The sequence below is a fragment of the Nocardiopsis sp. NPDC055879 genome (assembly GCF_053615935.1).
This window is the reverse complement of sequence record NZ_JBSHCT010000006.1, coordinates 175403-192198: the sequence shown is the minus strand read 5'-3', so window position 1 is coordinate 192198 and position 16796 is coordinate 175403. Positions and strand designations below refer to the sequence as shown.

General features: G+C 71.4%; 14 protein-coding genes. 8 read left to right on the top strand and 6 right to left on the bottom strand.

Annotated features, from left to right (window positions below; translation table 11 throughout):
* The first annotated feature begins 36 nt into the window (after positions 1 to 36).
* Genes ACWGKS_RS09165 through ACWGKS_RS09145 form a run of 5 tightly spaced genes read left to right on the top strand, consistent with a single transcriptional unit; the run spans position 37 to position 6656 of the window.
* On the top strand, positions 37 to 1209 hold the full coding sequence (locus ACWGKS_RS09165; protein ID WP_358514098.1) for an ADP-ribosylglycohydrolase family protein: 1173 nt from the start codon (positions 37 to 39) through the stop codon (positions 1207 to 1209).
* The gene (locus ACWGKS_RS09160) at positions 1206 to 2567 is read left to right on the top strand and encodes an ADP-ribosylglycohydrolase family protein (protein WP_452522249.1); all 1362 of its coding nucleotides are present in this window, start codon (positions 1206 to 1208) and stop codon (positions 2565 to 2567) included. The genes ACWGKS_RS09165 and ACWGKS_RS09160 overlap by 4 nt, the downstream gene beginning before the upstream one ends.
* Complete coding sequence (locus tag ACWGKS_RS09155; protein WP_358514093.1) at positions 2564 to 4615, top strand: SUMF1/EgtB/PvdO family nonheme iron enzyme; 2052 nt, start codon at positions 2564 to 2566, stop codon at positions 4613 to 4615. The genes ACWGKS_RS09160 and ACWGKS_RS09155 overlap by 4 nt, the downstream gene beginning before the upstream one ends.
* Entirely contained in the window at positions 4612 to 5820 is a 1209-nt protein-coding gene (locus ACWGKS_RS09150) for a CaiB/BaiF CoA transferase family protein (RefSeq protein WP_358514091.1), read from the top strand. The genes ACWGKS_RS09155 and ACWGKS_RS09150 overlap by 4 nt, the downstream gene beginning before the upstream one ends.
* Positions 5817 to 6656, top strand: coding sequence for an HpcH/HpaI aldolase/citrate lyase family protein (locus ACWGKS_RS09145; RefSeq protein WP_358514089.1), 840 nt, complete (start codon positions 5817 to 5819; stop codon positions 6654 to 6656). The genes ACWGKS_RS09150 and ACWGKS_RS09145 overlap by 4 nt, the downstream gene beginning before the upstream one ends.
* A gap of 48 nt (positions 6657 to 6704) precedes the next feature.
* Here the strand turns inward: ACWGKS_RS09145 and ACWGKS_RS09140 are convergent, their stop codons facing one another.
* On the bottom strand, positions 6705 to 7244 hold the full coding sequence (locus ACWGKS_RS09140) for a M23 family metallopeptidase (protein WP_358514087.1): 540 nt from the start codon (positions 7242 to 7244) through the stop codon (positions 6705 to 6707).
* A 303-nt stretch (positions 7245 to 7547) separates the two neighbouring features.
* On the bottom strand, positions 7548 to 8027 hold the full coding sequence (locus ACWGKS_RS09135) for a hypothetical protein (RefSeq protein WP_358514085.1): 480 nt from the start codon (positions 8025 to 8027) through the stop codon (positions 7548 to 7550).
* A 96-nt stretch (positions 8028 to 8123) separates the two neighbouring features.
* On the opposite strand from ACWGKS_RS09135, the gene ACWGKS_RS09130 reads away from it, so the two are divergent.
* Entirely contained in the window at positions 8124 to 10112 is a 1989-nt protein-coding gene (locus ACWGKS_RS09130) for a S9 family peptidase (protein WP_358514083.1), read from the top strand.
* A gap of 62 nt (positions 10113 to 10174) precedes the next feature.
* A complete protein-coding gene (locus ACWGKS_RS09125) occupies positions 10175 to 10921 on the top strand; it encodes a class I SAM-dependent DNA methyltransferase (RefSeq protein ID WP_358514081.1) in 747 nt (248 codons plus the stop codon).
* A 97-nt stretch (positions 10922 to 11018) separates the two neighbouring features.
* Here the strand turns inward: ACWGKS_RS09125 and ACWGKS_RS09120 are convergent, their stop codons facing one another.
* The 4 genes from ACWGKS_RS09120 to ACWGKS_RS09105 form a co-directional block, all read right to left on the bottom strand.
* A complete protein-coding gene (locus ACWGKS_RS09120) occupies positions 11019 to 11669 on the bottom strand; it encodes a class II aldolase/adducin family protein (RefSeq protein ID WP_358514079.1) in 651 nt (216 codons plus the stop codon).
* Complete coding sequence (gene otnK, locus ACWGKS_RS09115) at positions 11666 to 12907, bottom strand: 3-oxo-tetronate kinase (protein WP_452522244.1); 1242 nt, start codon at positions 12905 to 12907, stop codon at positions 11666 to 11668. The genes ACWGKS_RS09120 and otnK overlap by 4 nt, the downstream gene beginning before the upstream one ends.
* A gap of 97 nt (positions 12908 to 13004) precedes the next feature.
* The gene (locus ACWGKS_RS09110) at positions 13005 to 14381 is read right to left on the bottom strand and encodes a GntP family permease (RefSeq protein WP_358514075.1); all 1377 of its coding nucleotides are present in this window, start codon (positions 14379 to 14381) and stop codon (positions 13005 to 13007) included.
* Position 14382: 1 nt separating this feature from the next.
* Positions 14383 to 15768: a homoserine dehydrogenase gene (locus tag ACWGKS_RS09105; RefSeq protein ID WP_358514073.1), complete on the bottom strand. Its 1386-nt coding sequence runs from the start codon at positions 15766 to 15768 to the stop codon at positions 14383 to 14385.
* Positions 15769 to 15935: 167 nt separating this feature from the next.
* On the opposite strand from ACWGKS_RS09105, the gene ACWGKS_RS09100 reads away from it, so the two are divergent.
* Positions 15936 to 16760, top strand: coding sequence for a DeoR/GlpR family DNA-binding transcription regulator (locus tag ACWGKS_RS09100; RefSeq protein WP_087100530.1), 825 nt, complete (start codon positions 15936 to 15938; stop codon positions 16758 to 16760).
* Positions 16761 to 16796: the final 36 nt, after the last annotated feature.

The following is a 16796-nucleotide window of genomic DNA, read 5'->3' as shown; positions in this document are numbered from 1 at the left end:
ACGCGCACGGCGTCCACCGACGAAGGGAAGTGACCCGTGGACTGGTTGCAGGACCGGGCGGTGGCCGTCATCACCGGCGCCGCCGTGGGCGACGCCCTGGGCGGCGCCACAGAAGGATGGACACCCGAACAGATCGAGGAACGGCACGGTGGCAGGGTCACCGGGCTCGTCGGACCCTGGTATGAGAACTGGCGCGACGCCCGCCCGATCGCGCCCTACCACAAGGGTGACGGACACATCACCGACGACACCCTCATGACCCGGGCACTGGTCGAGGTGTACGCCGGGCGTCGTGAGCACCTGGACGCCTACGCCATGGCGCGGGACCTGGTGCCGCTGATGATCGGCGAACCGCGCTGGATCCCCGAACTGGAGTCGACGGCCCTGCTGCTGCAACGGGTCTTCCTCGCCGAGAAGTGGATCGTGGCCCGGCTGCACTACGGGCACGTCGACCCCCGGGAGGCGGGGGTCGGCAACGTCGTCAACTGCGGGGCGGCCATGTACGTGCCCCCGGTCGGGTTGGCCAACGCGGGCGATCCCCGCGCGGCCTACGCCGAGGCGATCGACCTCACCGGCGCCCACCAGTCCAGCTACGGCCGTGAGGCGGCCGGGGTCTTCGCCGCCATGGTCGCCTCGGCCGTCGCGCCCGGAGCGACCCTGGACGACGTCGTCGCCACGGCGTTGGAGGTCTCCCACGACGGGACCGGGGCCGCGCTGGAGGCGATGGTCAAGGCCCTGGACGGATTCGGCGACCCGCCCACCGACGACGAGGGCGAACGGGCCCTGGCCCGGATGGTCCGGGAGACGGTCGCGCCCTTCGACTCGGTGGGCCCCGAGTACCGGAACATGTCCATGGACGCGCGTCGACCCTCGCGGACCAAGGCCATCGAGGAACTGCCCGCCGCGCTGGGCCTGCTCCTGGGCCACCGGGGCGACTACCGCGGATCGGTGCTGGCCGCGGTCAACTACGGGCGCGACGCCGACTCCATCGCGGTCATGGCGGGGGCGATCTGCGCCGGGCTGGGCGGGACGTCCGTCGTCCCCGACGAATGGCTCGACCCGGTGGAGGAGGCCAGCCGAATGGACATCCGAGCGACCGGACACCTCATGGGCGAGGCCGCCGCCGACATCCTGCGGGCCGACCGTGAGCGAGCCCTCGCCCGACTGCGGATGCTGGACACCCTCGGAACAGGGGGTGCGTCCGCGTGAGGCTCACCTGGGCACAACCGGAGGACCTGCTCGCCCACGAACTCGTCCAGTCCGAGGCCGAGGGCCACGACGTCACCGGTATCCGCCGGACATGGACGGACGCCGGGGGCGACCCCGTCCCGGCCGTGGGCGGGGCCGGTGCCACGGCGGCCGACCCCCGGCTCCGGGCACTGGCCCGCGACCTCCTCGACGAACTCGACGCCCTGCCCCGACCCGAGCAACCCGACCACTGGTCGCGGATCGAGACCGCGCTGCCCACCGCCCCGACCCGACCGGCGCTCCCGCACGACCTGCGCGAACGCGTGCACGGCGCCTGGGCCGGCCGCGCCGCCGGGTGCCTGCTCGGCAAACCGGTGGAGAAGATCCCCCGAGAGGGCATCGAGGAGATCCTGCGCGCCACCGACCGCTGGCCCCTGGACCGCTACTTCACCGCCGTCGGCCTGCCCGACGACGTCGCCGCGCGCCGACCCTGGAACCGGCGCAGCGCGGGCACGTCGCTGGAGGAGAACATCGACGGCATGCCCGAGGACGACGACCTCAACCACCCCATGCTCGCCCTCACCCTGATGGAACGGCACGGGCACGACTTCACCACCGACGACGTGGCCGCCCTCTGGCTCGACCTCATGCCCGCCGGTCGTGTGTTCACCGCCGAACGCGCGGCCTACCGCAACCTCTTGGACGCCCGTCCCGTCCCGGAGACCGCGACCCGCCACAACCCCTTCCGGGAGTGGATCGGCGCGCTCATCCGCACGGACCTGTACGGGTGGACCAACCCCGGCGACGTGCGCGCCGCGGCCCGCCTGGCCTGGACCGACGCCCGACTCAGCCACACCCGCGACGGCGTGTACGGCGCCATGTGGGCGGCGGCCCTGGCCGCCTGCGCCCTGACCCACGACACGGTCGAGGACGTCCTGGACGCCGCGCACACGGTCCTGCCCCCGCAAAGCCGTACGGCCCAGGCGGTCGACCTGGGCCGGGAAGCGGCCGCGCGCGGCGACGTCCGCTCCGGCCTGGACCGGCTGCACGCCGCCTACGGCCACCTGCACTGGGTGCACGTGCTCAACAACGCCGCCACCATCGCCTACGCCCTGACCCGGGGCGAGGGCGGGTTCACCCCGAGTGTGTCGATCGCGGTCACCGCCGGTTGGGACACCGACTCGGCCGCGGCCACGGTCGGCGGCGTCGTGGGTGCCCTGCGGGGCTTCGATCACATCGGCGCCCGGTGGACCGACCCGCTGGACGGGCGCATCGCCACCTCACTGCCCGGCGGCGAACGCCGCATCGACGACCTCGTCACCCGCACCCTCGCCCTCGCCCTCGTCGAGCCCGACCCGAACTCCCCGAGGACCCCATGACCTACACCTTCGACCCCCTGGTCCCACGCCCGATCGACCGGCCCACCGAGGTACCGCTGGAGCAGGCCCCCACCTCCCAACACCTCGCCGAACTCGACGACGCCAAGATCTTCGCCGCCCCCGAACGGTCCGCGGACCGTCCCGCCTGGCGGGCGCGCCTGCACGCCTGGCGCGAGGACGCCCGCGCGCGGCACCACTACGACGACTCCGCCTACACACGCCCCGAGGCGACCTGGGCGGCCGGCTGCCACACGGTCGCCCAGGTGTGGCTGTGGGACGAACTGCTCTACTCCTTCGCCGAACATCGCTTCACCCCCGAACGCTTCCTCGCCGACGCCCGGACACGCTTCGGCGGACTGGACGCCCTCGTGCTCTGGCACGCCTACCCGGTGATCGGCCTGGACGATCGCAACCAGTGGGACCACTACCGTCAGGTTCCGGGACTGTCCGGCCCCGGCGGGCTGATCGACACCCTGCACGCCGCCGGGGTGCGCGTGTTCGTCGACTACAACCCCTGGGACGTGGGCACCAGACGCGGCGCCGACGACGTCACCGAACTCGCCGCGCTCGTGGCCGACCTGGAGGCCGACGGGGTCTTCCTCGACACCCTCAAGAAGGCCGAACCCGAACTGGTGGACCGGCTGGAGGAGGCCAGGCCCGGGGTGGTGCTGGAGGGGGAGTCGAAACTCCCGGTGGAGCGGATCCAGGACCACTCCGCTTCCTGGGCCCAGTTCTTCGCCGACTCTCCCGTGCCCGGTGTGCTGCGCGCGCACTGGTACGAGCGCCGCCACATGCAGCACCACGTACGGCGCTGGCACCGCGACCACACCGAGGAACTACGGTCGGCCTGGCTCAACGGTGTCGGCCTCATGGTCTGGGAAGTGGTATTCGGTGTGTGGGTGGGCTGGTCGGCGCGCGACGCCGCCACCCTGGCCCGCATGGTCGCCGTCCAGCGCGCCGCGGGCGACCTGCTGCTGGAGGGGGAGTGGACCCCGCTCGCCGAACTGCATCCCGACGCGGACGAGGCCGGTGTGTACGCCTCCAGGTGGGAGCACGGCGGCCTCACCCTGTGGACCCTGGCCAACACCCGCGGAACCGACCACGACGGGCCGGTGCTCACCGACCCCGGCGTGCGGGAAGGGGTCCACTTCGACCTCACCGGTGGTGGTCGGCTCGCCGCAGACGGGCACACCCTCGTGCCCGCCCACGGCGTGGCCGCGCTGTTGCACGTGGCACCGGGGACGGCCGTGCCCGACTGGCTCCCAGACCTGGTGAAAGAGCTTTCCCAACGACCGCACACCCCGGACGCACGCTTTCCACACCGTCTGGCCCACCGGGTCACCCCCCGGGCGCCGAGGTTCTCGCACGCCGGTCCGGGCCCGGAGACGGACGCGGTCGTCGTCCCGGCCGGCCCCTACGTGCTGACCGTGCGCCACCGGGGACGCGAGACCGGCATGTACCAGGGCGCGCCCTACGTCGACGAGTGGAAACCGCTTTCTCCCCGTCTGCACGACGCCCGCACCCTCCAACGCGACGGAGAGCTCGCCCACCCCGTCGCGGTGGCCGCCACCGAGGTCACCAACGCCGAGTTCGCCGAGTTCCTCGACGCCACCGGCCACACCCCGGACACCGCGCACCGCCTCCTCGACCACTGGATCGATGGCCGACCCGATCCGTCCGCGCACGACGAGCCGGTGACCTTCGTCGACCTCGACGACGCCCGCGCCTACTGCGCCTGGCGGGGCGGACGCCTGCCCACCGAGGACGAGTGGCAGCTCGCCGGCGAACAGGGCGGACTGCGCCGAGGCGAACCCGCGGTGTGGAACTGGACCGAGAGCGAACACAGCGACGGGCGCACCCGCTTCGTCATGCTCAAGGGCGGCAGCGACCACCACGCCCACGGATCCGACTGGTACGTCGAAGGCGGTCGCCGGGCGCCCGACCACAGCGTCAAACTCCTGCTGCCCGGTCTGGGACAGGCACGCTCGGCCACGGTCGGCTTCCGCTGCGCCTGGGACCTGCCGGGGAAGGAGGGAGAACCCGCGTGACCGTCTCCCGTGACCCCGACCGTGGGGCCCTGACCGGGCTGCGCGTCGTCGACGCCTCGACGCTCTTCGCCGGCCCCATGACCGCCCAACACCTGGGCGACATGGGAGCACACGTCACCAAGGTCGAACACCCCACCAGACCCGACCCGGCGCGTACCCACGGGGCCGCCGCCGACGGCGTCAACCTGTGGTGGAAGACCCTGGGCCGCAACAAGCGGACCGTCACCGCCGACCTGTCGGGCCCCGGCGGGCGCGAGGTGTTCCTCGCCCTGGCCGAGCGGGCCGACGTGGTGATCGAGAACTTCCGCCCCGGCACCCTCGAACGCTGGGACCTGGACTACGCGGTCCTGTCCGCGCGCAACCCCCGACTGGTACTGGCCCGGGTGAGCGGCTTCGGGCAGATCGGCCCCTACTGCTCCCGCCCCGGCTTCGGCACCCTCGCCGAGGCCATGAGCGGGTTCGCCGCCATGACGGGCGAACCCGAGGGACCGCCCACCCTGCCGCCCTTCGGATTGGCCGACGGCATCGCCTCCCTGGCCACCGCCTACGCCGTCATGGTGGCCCTGTCGGCTCGCGAGCGCACCGGCCGCGGCCAGGTCGTGGACACCGCCATCATCGAGCCCATCCTGGCCATGCTGGGTCCGCAGATCACCCGTTGGGACCGGCTCGGCACAGTTCAGCCGCGCACCGGAAACCGCTCGGTCAACAACGCCCCGCGCAACACCTACCGCACCCGTGACGGGCGCTGGGTGGCCGTCTCCACCTCCGCCCAGTCGATCGCCGAACGGGTGGTGCGCCTGGTGGGCCGCCCCGACCTGATCGAGGAACCGTGGTTCGCCACCGGGGCCGAACGCGCACGCCACGCCGACGAGCTCGACGAGGCCGTGGGCTCCTGGATCGCGAAGCACACCCGTGAGGAGGTCGTCGCCGCCTTCGAACGGGCCGAGGCGGCCGTCGCCCCGGTCTACGACGGGGCGGACATCGTCGACGACCCCCAGTTCCAGGCGCTCGGCACCGTCCACCGGATCGAGGACCCCGACCTGGGGCCGACCCTGATGCAGGGTCCGCTCTTCCGGCTCTCCGAGCACGACGGCGTCATCGGGTTCACCGGACGCCCGCACGGCGCCGACACCGACGAGGTCCTGGCCGAACTCGGCTTCTCCGACCAACGCGTCGCCGAACTGCGAGAGGAGGGCCAGGTATGAGCCCCACCCATCCCGACCGCCCGCCGCTCACCCTGCTGTACACACCCGCCGACCGGCCGGACCGGGTGGCCAAGGCCCTGGCCGGGGACGCCGACGTCGTTCTGGTCGACCTGGAGGACGCCGTGGCCCCGGCCCACAAGGTACGGGCGCGGGCCGAGGCGGTCCGGCTGCTGGCGCGGGTGGAACGGCCGGTGCAGGTGCGCCTCAACCACCCCGAAACCCCCTGGCACACCGGTGACGTGGCCGCCCTGGCCGACCTCCCCGCTCACGTGGGCGTACGAGTGCCCAAGGTGGAGAGCCCCGACCAGGTGCGTGCCCTGGCCGCGATGTCGCCCGGACGGGACCTGCACCTGCTGATCGAGTCCGCGCTGGGGGTGGAACGCGCCTTCGACCTGGCCGTGGCCGCACCCACCGTGGCCTCGATCGCGCTCGGTGAGGCTGACCTGCGCTCGGACCTGCGTGTGTCCACCGACACCGGCCTGACCTGGGCCCGCGCTCGTGTGGTGGTCGCCGCCCGCGCCGCCGCGCTGCCACCGCCGGTCATGTCGGCGTACCCGCACGTGCGCGACCTCCAAGGACTGGCGTCCTCTTGCGCGGCCGGACGCGACCTGGGCTTTTGTGGTCGCACCGCGATCCATCCGGCGCAACTGCCCGTCATCGGCGAGGCGTTCCTGCCGAGTGCGGGGGAGATCGATCGGGCCCGCGAGGTCGTTCGCCGGGTCACCGACGCCGAACTCGCGGGTGTGGGGGCCGTCGCCCTGGCCGACGGCACGTTCCTGGACCGGGCGATGCTCGACCAGGCCCGTGCGGTCCTGGCCCTGGCCGCGACCGGCTGAACACGAACCGCCCCGTTCCCGGATCGGGAACGGGGCGGCCCGCAGGTGTCAGCAGCCGGTGCTGCTGGTGATCGTGGTGTTGCCGTAGTAGTAGACCTCCACCCCGTTGAGCACGACCTCCACGACCGTGCCGCCGACGCGCTGTTCGTAGTGCAGGTGCGGTCCGGTGGAGCCACCGGTGCTGCCGACGGTGCCGATCGCCGTGCCGGTGGAGACGCTGTCACCGACCGCCACCGACTGGGTCTGCAGGTGGGCGTACAGGGTCGAGACACCGTCGCCGTGGTCGATGACGATGTAACGGCCGTAGCTCTCGTTGCCGAGGTCGGCGACCGTGGTCACGGTGCCCGAAGCGCTGGAGAGCACGCTCTGCCCTTGTGCGTCGGAGCGCTGGAAGTCGACGGACAGCAGCGGGTTGTGGTTGGTGCGGGTGTTGGCGTTCCAGACCTGACCGCACTCGAAGGGCGTGCGCAGGTTCAGGTCGGCGACGGACAGGTCGTCGGCGGAGGCGCCCGCGGGGGCGAGCACGCTCAGGAACAGGGTGGCGGCGGCCGCGGTCGCGATCCGCTTGAGGGTTCGAGGGAGCTTCATTCGGGTCCTTTCTCGCAGAGCGGGGTTGCGAGACCCCACGAGGCGGCTACCCGTTCACCGGCCACGAACCCATCCCCATGTCGGTTTGTTTCGTTGGAGCAGGTCATCGCCGAAGAATTTCTTTGTCCACGCCCCCACCCGCCGATCGCGAGAGCGGGCACCGGAAGCGCACCATGGGTGCTTCGGTGCTCTGGCAAGACCCGGTGCGAGACCACGACATCCTTGCGGGGCAGCCGATACGTCCGCCGAGGTCGACCAGTACCGCGGGGTGGCACGCGAACCCGGAGCCGGCCAACGGGACGGTCAACGGGCGCGCGGGGCCAGGATCGCGGTGACGGCCGCGGCGACGAGCAGGATCAGGATCGCCGGACCGAACGTCATGGCGGCCAACCCCAGACCGATGTTGGCCCCGATGCCCGGAGCGGTGGCGATCATCCACCACACGCCGCCCATCATCGGGATCGGGGTCAGCAACAGGATCACCAGGCCCCAACGAGGCGCGAGCCGACCGCCGGCCACCGCGCGCACCAGCAGGATCGCCATCGCCACGGTGAGCAGCAGAGCGCCCACCCCCAGGAGGGTCTCGGCCCAGGCGGGGAGGATGAGCGGATCGATGGCGTAATCGGCCTCGGACAAGGGGAAGCCCTCGGCGGCGGCGACCTCCTCGGGACGGGTGTAGGTCAGCCACCAAGTGGAGATCGCCGACCCCACCAGCAGCGCGACCGTCTGTAGAACCGGGACCGACCGGGGGCGGTGAGGGGTGTGAGTCGAGGTCTCGTTCATGCCCCCATAGTGGTCGAATCGGGTCCGGTCCGCGTGAGTGCGCGTACTCAATGCCCTGACGATCTCCGAGACGGGTGCCTCCGATAGCGTGAGGCGGTGTTCTCCGACTTCAGCGACATCGAAGCCTTCGTCCGGATCCCCCGAATCTCCGCCGTGGCGGTCGGACCCCGAGGTCGGGTGGTCGCCGCCGTCTCCCAGCCCGACGAGTCCGGTTCGAGGTTCGCGTCGGCCCTGTGGGAACTCGACCCGGAGGGCCTGGCCCCGGCTCGCCGACTCACCTTCTCCGAACGCGGAGAGAGCGCGCCGCGGTTCGCCCCCGACGGTTCGTTGCTGTTCACCTCCGGGCGCCCGGACCCCGAGGGCGGGCAGGGAGAGGACACCACGGCGATCTGGCGCCTGCCCGAGCACGGGGAGGCGAGCCCGCTCGCCCGAACCGCCGGAGGCCTCCAAGTCGCCGGCGTCGCCGACGACGGTTCGATCCTGGCGACGACGAGTGTGACGGTCGGGGCCGACCTGGGCGATGACGCTCGGCTGCGAAGCGCGCGCAAGGACGCCGGACGGTCCACCATCTGGCACACCGGCATGCCGGTCCGCCACTGGGATCACGCGCTCGGCGACCTCAGCCCACGCCTGGTGCTCGTCTCCCCGGACGGTGAGATCACCGACCTGACCGAAGACGCCGACACCGTGGCGCTGAACGGAGCGTCGGCCGACCTGTCCGCGGACGGTCGCACCGTCGTGACGACCTGGACCGAACGGATCCGAGGTGGGCAGACCCGCACCGACATCGTCCTGATCGACACCGTGACCCACAAGCGGACCACCTTGCTGGCGGCCGACGACGACCAGGAGTACGGATCCCCGCTGCTCTCTCCCGACGGCGCCCACTGCGCGGTGACACGGCGGACGATCTCCACCCCCACCGACACCGGTTACGGCTCCCTGTGGATCCACCCGCTGTCGGACGGCGCACCGGTGAACGTCGACGTCGGTGACCTCACGATCCGCGAATACGCGTGGCGCCCCGACGGAACCCTCCTGGTCGCCGGTGACCTGCACTCCTCCGGCGCGGTGCTCACCGTGGACCCGCGCACCGCACGGGTGCGGACCCTGGTGGACGGAGCGGTGTTCTCCTCCCTGGCCCCGGCACCGGACGGTTCCGTGTACGCGCTGCGTTCCGACATCACCACGCCTGCGCGACCGGTGCGATCGACGCCGGAGGGTCAATCGCGCGAACTCCCGGCGCCCGGTTCGGTGGCGGCGTTGCCGGGCGACCTGGAACGGGTGTGGACCGAGGTCGATGGTGTACGCGTCGGTGCGTGGCTGTGCCTGCCGGAAGGCGCTTCCTCGGCCACACGGGCTCCGACGATGTTGTGGATCCACGGCGGACCGCACACCTCCTTCAATGCGTGGAGTTGGCGGTGGTGCCCGTGGTTGTCCGTCGCCCGTGGCTACGCCGTGCTCATGCCCGACCCCGCCATGTCCACCGGCTACGGGAACGCCGGCCTGAACCGAGGTTGGCCCAGGCGGCCGGACGTGGTCTACCGCGAATGCGAGACACTGCTCGACCAGGTGCTGGAGCGCCCGGAACTGGACGCCTCCCGCACCGCGCTCCTCGGTGCGTCCTTCGGCGGCTTCATGGCCAACTGGATCGCCGGACACACCGATCGCTTCTCGGCGATCGTCACCCACGCCGGGCCGTGGGCGCTGGAGCAGCAGCACCGCACCACCGACGCGGCGGCTGAGAAGACGCGCGTGCACGGCCACGAGGAGGACGACCCCGAGTGGTACCGGGCCAACTCCCCGCACAACGGCGCGGCGCGTGTGACCACCCCGGTGTTGATCTCGCATGGGGACCGGGACTACCGGGTGCCGATCGGTGAGGCTTTGCGGATGTGGTGGGATCTGGTCTCGGGTTGGGACGGCCCGCCGGAGACGCTGCCGCACCGGTTCCTGCAGATGACCGGCGAGAACCACTGGGTGCTCACCCCGTCCAACATCCGCGTGTGGAACGAGGCGGTGCTCGCGTTCTGCGATCAGCACGTGCTCGGGGCCGACCCCGTTCCCGACGTCCTGCCCTGGTGACCGGCCCCCTGCTCTGAGAAAACCGGTGGCTCCGGGCCAGAGCCCGGAGTTACCGTGCCGGCATGGGCGAAAGCGAGAACGTGTGGGACGCCGAGGCCGCGGCCGAATACGACACCCCCGGTGAGGGCATGTTCGCCCCCGAGGTACTCGGCCCGGCCGTGGACCGACTGGCCGAACTCGCCGGCGGGGGCGCCGCCCTGGAGTTCGCGGTGGGCACCGGCCGGGTGGCCGTACCGCTCCTCGAACGGGGCGTGCCGGTCCAGGGCATCGAACTGTCCGAGCACATGGTCGAACGCTTGCGTGCCAAGGTCGACGAAGACGCGCTGCCGGTGACCCTCGGGGACATGGCCACCACCGTCGTGCCGGGCGAGTTCGCCCTCGTCTACCTGGTGTTCAACACGATCTCCAACCTGCTCACCCAGGCCGAACAGGTCGAGTGCTTCCGCAACGCGGCCCGTCACCTCTCACCCGGGGGGCGGTTCGTGGTGGAACTGGGCGTGCCCGACCTGCGGCGCCTCCCGCCCGGACAGGAGGCCGCGGTCTTCGCCTCCGAGGACGGATACGTGGGGCTGGACACCTACGACGTCGTGCGTCAGCATCTGACCTCGCACCACTTCTCCTTCGACGAGAGCCGCCGGGCCCGACTGTTCCGCTCCCGGCACCGGTACGTGTGGCCGGCCGAACTCGACCTCATGGCGCACATCGCCGGTTTCGCCCTCGAATCCCGTCACGCGGACTGGCGTGGCGGCGCGTTCATCGCCGAGTCCCCCTCCCACGTGTCCGTCTATCGCTTGCCCACCGCACGGTGAACACCATGATCGCGCACGTGGGGATTCCGCTCGGTGTCCCGGGGACCGCGTCCGGTCCCGTCCTCGAACCCGGACCGGGTTCGAGGACGGTCAACGCTCACAGGTCCCAGGTCGTCCCGTAGCGCAGGGTCAGTTCCCGCACGTCCTCGGCGGACAGGACCGAGAACTCCCGGCCCTGAAGCGCCACCACGATGCGCGAGGCCTCCTCCAGCTCCACGGCCCCCTCCAGGGCGCCGGCCGCGTCGTCGGCCGCCACCAACGAACCGTGGTTGGCCAACAACGCGGCGCGGAACCGACCGGGCAACCCGGCCACGTTCTCGGCCAACCGGTCACTGCCCGGCGCGGCGTAGGGGACCAGGGGCGCCTGACCGACCCGCATCACCAGGTAGGGGGTGATCGGCGGCAGGGCCGAGGCCGTCGACCAGGCGGGCAGACAGGAGGCCGCCGTGGTGTGCGGTGAGTGCAGGTGCAGCACCGCCCCCGATCCCTGGACCCTGTCGTACATCGCCAGGTGCAGGGGGAACTCCTTGGAGGGCGATGGCCCCTCCAAATGCCGCCCGCGCTCGTCCAGCACGGACAGCCCCCTCGGCCCCAGGTCACCGAGGGAGACCCCGGTGGGGCTCATCAGGATCCGGTCGCCGACGCGCACCGACACGTTCCCCGACGACCCCGGGCTCAGCCCGGATTCGACGGCGCGTCGGCCCACCGCGCACAGTTCCTCGGCGGCCTCCTCCAAACGAAGCTTCACCGTCCCGCCTTCCACGCGCGTACGAAGAGGTCCTCGGCACCGAAGTTGCCGGACTTGAGCATCAGGTGCAGGGCGTCGTCGCCCCGTTCGGCGAGCATCCACGCCACACCGGGGTCCACCTCGGGACCCAACGCCAGTGGGCCCACACCCAGGCTTCGCACCACGGCGCCGCTGGTCTCACCACCCGCGACGAGAAGGGAACGCACCCCCGCCTCGACCAGCCGCTTCGCGACCAGGGCCAGGGCCTCCTCCATCAACGGGGCGTCCGCGGTGTCCACGACGTGCTCGGGCGCGGCGGTCGCGTAGACCACGAACGGGGCCGAACCACCCTCCAGGGCCCGGTCCACGATCCGAGAGACCTCCCCGTCGAAGTCGGCGCGCAGCTCGGAGGGGAGGAGCCGGTGACCGTCACCGTGGGCGAGCGCGTGGCGCACCTGCCCCTGAGTGGCCCGGGAGGCGCTGCCGGAGAGCACCACGCGCGGTCCGTCGGGCAGGCTGATGGCGCGTGGACCCGAGGTTCGGGGGCCGCGCAGCCCCGCGGCCAGGGCGCTTCCTCCGGTGAGCACGCCCAGGTGTTCGCTCGCTCGGGCCAGCGTGTCCAGGTCGGCCTCGTTCAAGGCGTCGACGATCACGAACCGGGCTCCCGCCGCCCGGGCCCGTTCCAGGGCGGTGCGCACCGCGTCGACCCCCCGGTCCACCACGGGCCAGGGCACGAGCGCGACCTCGTCGCCTCCCCCGCTCACCTGTGGGGCCAGGAGCCGCAGCAGGCTGGAGTCGGTCATGGGGGTCAACGGGTGGTGGCGCATCGGTGACTCGTCGAGGGGCTCGTCCCCCACGAAGAGGTGACCGCGGTAGACGGTGCGCCCGTTGGCGGGGAACGCCGGGGCGATCACCGTCATCGGTTCGTCGAGCGCGTCGAGCACCGCCTCGCAGACGGGGCCGATGTTGCCGCGCGGGGTCGAGTCGAAGGTGGAGCAGTACTTGACGTAGAACCGTTCGCAACCGGCACGCCGCAGCGCGGCCAACGCGTCCAGGGAGACCTTGACGGCCTCGTCCACGGGCACGGTGCGCGACTTCAGCGCCACCACCACGGCGTCGGTCCCGTCGGGGACGGGGATCGTCCCGACGGTGCCCTCGTCGCCCAGGACGACGGTGGTCCGGAAACCGGCCGTCGTGAGAGTGATCGCGATGTCGGTCGCTCCGGTGAGATCGTCGGCGATCACGCCGAGGGTAGCCATGGGGTCCTCCTGTGGTCGGTTCTTACAGCGGTGACGACCGCTCCCGTGCCGCGCGGCACGGGAGCCCGGGCGGGGAGCGGTCGAGGGGGAGGGCGGATCAGACCACGCCGAGCGCGATCATGGCGTAGAGCACCGCGAACCCGGTCACACCCGAGATCACCGAGGCGACCCCGATGGAACGGATGCCCTGGCCCACCGTCATGTTGGACAGGGTGGTGGTGACCCAAAAGCCCGAGGAGTTCGCGTGCTTCATGATCTGCGCACCGGTCGCGCAGGCCAGGTAGACCACGAGGGGCGACAGGTCCAGCGAGGGGATCAGCGGCTGCATGATGGCCGCGGAGGTCATCACACCGAGGATGTTGGAACCGGTGATCGAGCACACGGCGGCGGCCACCAGGAACGGGATGATGACCGGTGACAGGCCGGTGCTCTCGATGGTCCCGGCCACGCTCTCGGCCACACCGGTCTCCCGGATGATGGTGGCCAGCGCACCGCCCACACCGGTCAGGGCCAGGGGCATCGCGGCGATGCGCAGCCCGGACTCGAACAGGTCGTTCAGGGTCTCCTTGTCGCGCCAGCGACCGCGGAACAGCGGCAGGGCCAGCAGGCAGGCCAGGAACAGGGCCAGGGTCGGCTCACCGAGGAACAGCACCAGGCCGGTGAACCAGGAGCCCTCGGGCAGGACCGGGGCGGTCAACGAGGCGAAGACGATGAGGACGATGGGGGCCAGGATCGGCACCAGGGAGCCGAACAACCCCACTCGGGGAGTGTCGGTCCCCTCGCTCACGGCGGACTCCGAGCCACCGCCGCCGGCGGAACCGCCGGCGTTCACCAGGTGTTCGACGAACTCGGGCTTGGGCGGCACGTAGGTCTTGATTCGGGAAAGGTAGAGGGTCGCGGCCAGCACACCGGGAACGCCCACCATGAGCCCGTAGAGGATGGCCTCGCCCATGGGCACCTCCAGCAGGGAGGCGGACGCGAGGGGACCGGGGCCGGGAGGCACCACCGAGGTCATGACGTAGGCGCCGAGGTAGAGGATCGGCCCCAGCCTCATCATCGAGATGCCCGTGCGGTAGGCCAGCGCGGACACGATCGGGATCAGCATGACCACCGCGGTGTCGGCGATGAGCGGGATGCCCAGGACGGTCGAGGCCAGGGCGATGGCCCAGGGGACGCGTTTCTCGGCGAACATGCGCAGCGCCGTATCGGTGATCTTCATGGCGGCGCCGCTCAGTTCGAGCATCTTGCCGAGCACACAGCCGAAGATGACCAGCAGACCGACGCTGGCCAGGGTACTGCCGAAGCCCTCCTTGACCAGTTCGACGGTGGCCGCACCGCCCATGCCCAGGACCAGCCCCAGCGCTACGACCACGATGAACAGCGTGGCCACGGGATGGACCTTGAACCGTGCGATGAGCAGGATCAGGACGAAGATGGCGGCCAGGAACGCCAGGAGGGTGGAGAGGTCGGACATGTCATCGGTTCCGATCGCTGATGCGGGTGCGGGCGTGGCGCCACGCGTGCAGGAGGGTGGTGTCGGGGGCGGCGAGGTCGTCGATCCCGATCAGGGCGCCGGCGGGGACGTCGCGGGCCAGGGTGGCGTGCGCCGCCAGGTACAGCGGGGCCACGTCCTGGGGGGCGTGCGCGGTGTCCAGCAGGACCGCGGCCACACCCTCGACCTCGTGGTGGTGCCCGCCCATGTCGAGTCGGGTGCCCGCACGCAGGGCCTCCCGGGCGCGCCCGGCCAGGACCGCGTGCGGGGCGGGATGGCGACGACCGGCCCCGCGGTGGTGGTCGACCGCGTCCAGCAGGCTCAGCGGCGTCTCGACCCCCATGAAGTGGTAGGGCAGGTACATGCAGGCGTAACGCCCGGAACGGGAGACGACGTGCCCCTTCTGGGCGAGCAGTTCCCAGGTGACGGGGTCCCCGGTGCGCACGACGACGAAGACCCCACCGGCGAAGGACGCCTCCTCGGGCAGGCGCAGCACGCTGAAGACGTCCACCACGCCGTCGGCGGTGAGGATGCCCCCGTCCTCTTCGCGGGCGTAGACGTCGGCCAGTTCGGCGACACGGGCGACGGGGTAGTGGAGTGACTCCACGTCCGGGACCAGGCCGGTGTGGCCGGCCACGACCGCCATCTCGCAGTAGTCGGCGGCGGCCGAACGCTTGAGACCGGCCACGGCGCGGGCGCGCGCGGCCAGGGTCGCCGGAACGTCCTCGCCCAGGGTCGCCAGGTCGGCCAGTTCGGGGGCCTCGATCTCCTGGTCGAGTTGGCGCACCCGCCCGGTGGCGGGGTCGAACACCAGGTCGTACTCGCCGGACTTGCCGATCGCCACGACGTCGAGCCCGAGCCGTAGGGCGCGCTCGTACCACTCGATGAGGTTGGCCGGCTGGTCGCCGATGCCGGGGGTGTACACCACGTCGTGTTCGCGGGCGAGGTCGGCCAGGGCGATGCCCGCGACGGAGTCGACCTCCTTGGAGACCATGACCACGTGGCGTCCGGTCTCGATGGCCCCGCGTGCGGCCTCGGTGCCCACTCGCGGGTTCCCGGTGGCCTCGACGAGCACGTCGTGATCGGCCCGGGTGAGCAGGGCGACGTCGGCGACGACCGCGATCCGGTCCGGGGCCAGGGCGGCCACCTCTTCGGGGGTGGCGCACACCTGAAGGTCGGAGCGGTCATAGCCCAGCTCCACGCACAGGTCGATGGTCCCGGTGGTGTCGAGGTCGCACAGGACCGCGGGGTGCAGCCGTTCGATGCGCGTGGTCTGTGCCAGCAGCGTGCGCGCGAAGCCGCCCCGTGCTCCGGTGAGCGCGTACCGCACGGGGGAGGGCGGCGGGGAGGTGGCGTCGGTGCCTTCCATGGTTCTCCTTCTCTCACCTCACGAGTGGCACGTGGTGTGCCGGGGTCGCGAAGGCAATGAGCAGAGTTTTAACACTAACGGAACATATGAGTCAACAATACTCACAGTTGGGATCATCTGGGAACTATCGGTACCATGATGAGTGTGAACAGACCTGAAGGAGGACGATGATCCCGGCGCAACGGCGTGACCTGCTCCTACGTGAGCTGCGCGGCACGGGCGTGCTGAGCGTCAGAGAGCTGTGCGAGATCCTCGACGTCTCACACATGACGGTGCGCCGCGACATCATGACGTTGGAGGAGGAGGGCAAGGTCCGCTCGGTCCCCGGCGGGGTCGAACTGGCCTCACAGGTGCGCTCCGAACCCTCCTACCGGGACAAGTCCCGGGTGGACCTGGCGGAGAAGCGGGCCATGGCGCACGCGGCGGCGGAACTCGTGGGGCAGGGCCAGACCGTCTACCTGGACGCGGGCACCACCCTGGGCCAGCTCGTGCCGCTGTTGTGGCACGTCACCGGACTGACCGTCATCACCAACGACCTCACCACCGCCGCCTCCCTCACCGATCACCCCGACGTGACCCTGTACCTGGTCGGGGGTCAGATCGACCGCGAGAACCGGTCCTCGATCGGTGACATCGCCGCCGACATGGTCGCCGAGTTCAACATCGACGTCGCCTTCGTGTCGACGAGCTCATGGGACCTCCATCGCGGCTCGACCACCCCCTCCCGCTCGAAGGTGGCGGTCAAACGCGCGGCCATGGCCGCGGCCTCGTCCTCCGTCCTGGTGGCGGGCGCCGACAAGTACGGCGCCTTCGGCACGTTCAAGGTCGCACCGCTCACCGGGTTCACCTCGGTGATCACCGACGACCGTCTTCCGGACGCCTCGGCGCGGGCGGTCCGCGAACTCGGCGTCCCCCTGGAGATCGTCACACCCCGGCGCGAAACCGGCGGTGACGAGACCGACTCGGAGGAGGCCTCCACCGCCTCGGCCTGAGGAAGGCCCTCCCGCTCGGACCCACCTCGTTCCGCG

What these genes read in the sequence shown, in the direction of transcription:
- ACWGKS_RS09155 (WP_358514093.1), top strand. Translation starts at nt 2,564, where the DNA reads ATGACCTACACCTTCGACCCCCTGGTCCCACGCCCGATCGACCGGCCC.
- ACWGKS_RS09145 (WP_358514089.1), top strand. Translation starts at nt 5,817, where the DNA reads ATGAGCCCCACCCATCCCGACCGCCCGCCGCTCACCCTGCTGTACACA.
- ACWGKS_RS09140 (WP_358514087.1), bottom strand. Translation starts at nt 7,244, where the DNA reads ATGAAGCTCCCTCGAACCCTCAAGCGGATCGCGACCGCGGCCGCCGCC.
- ACWGKS_RS09135 (WP_358514085.1), bottom strand. Translation starts at nt 8,027, where the DNA reads ATGAACGAGACCTCGACTCACACCCCTCACCGCCCCCGGTCGGTCCCG.
- ACWGKS_RS09125 (WP_358514081.1), top strand. Translation starts at nt 10,175, where the DNA reads ATGGGCGAAAGCGAGAACGTGTGGGACGCCGAGGCCGCGGCCGAATAC.
- otnK (WP_452522244.1), bottom strand. Translation starts at nt 12,907, where the DNA reads ATGGCTACCCTCGGCGTGATCGCCGACGATCTCACCGGAGCGACCGAC.
- ACWGKS_RS09110 (WP_358514075.1), bottom strand. Translation starts at nt 14,381, where the DNA reads ATGTCCGACCTCTCCACCCTCCTGGCGTTCCTGGCCGCCATCTTCGTC.
- ACWGKS_RS09105 (WP_358514073.1), bottom strand. Translation starts at nt 15,768, where the DNA reads ATGGAAGGCACCGACGCCACCTCCCCGCCGCCCTCCCCCGTGCGGTAC.
- ACWGKS_RS09100 (WP_087100530.1), top strand. Translation starts at nt 15,936, where the DNA reads ATGATCCCGGCGCAACGGCGTGACCTGCTCCTACGTGAGCTGCGCGGC.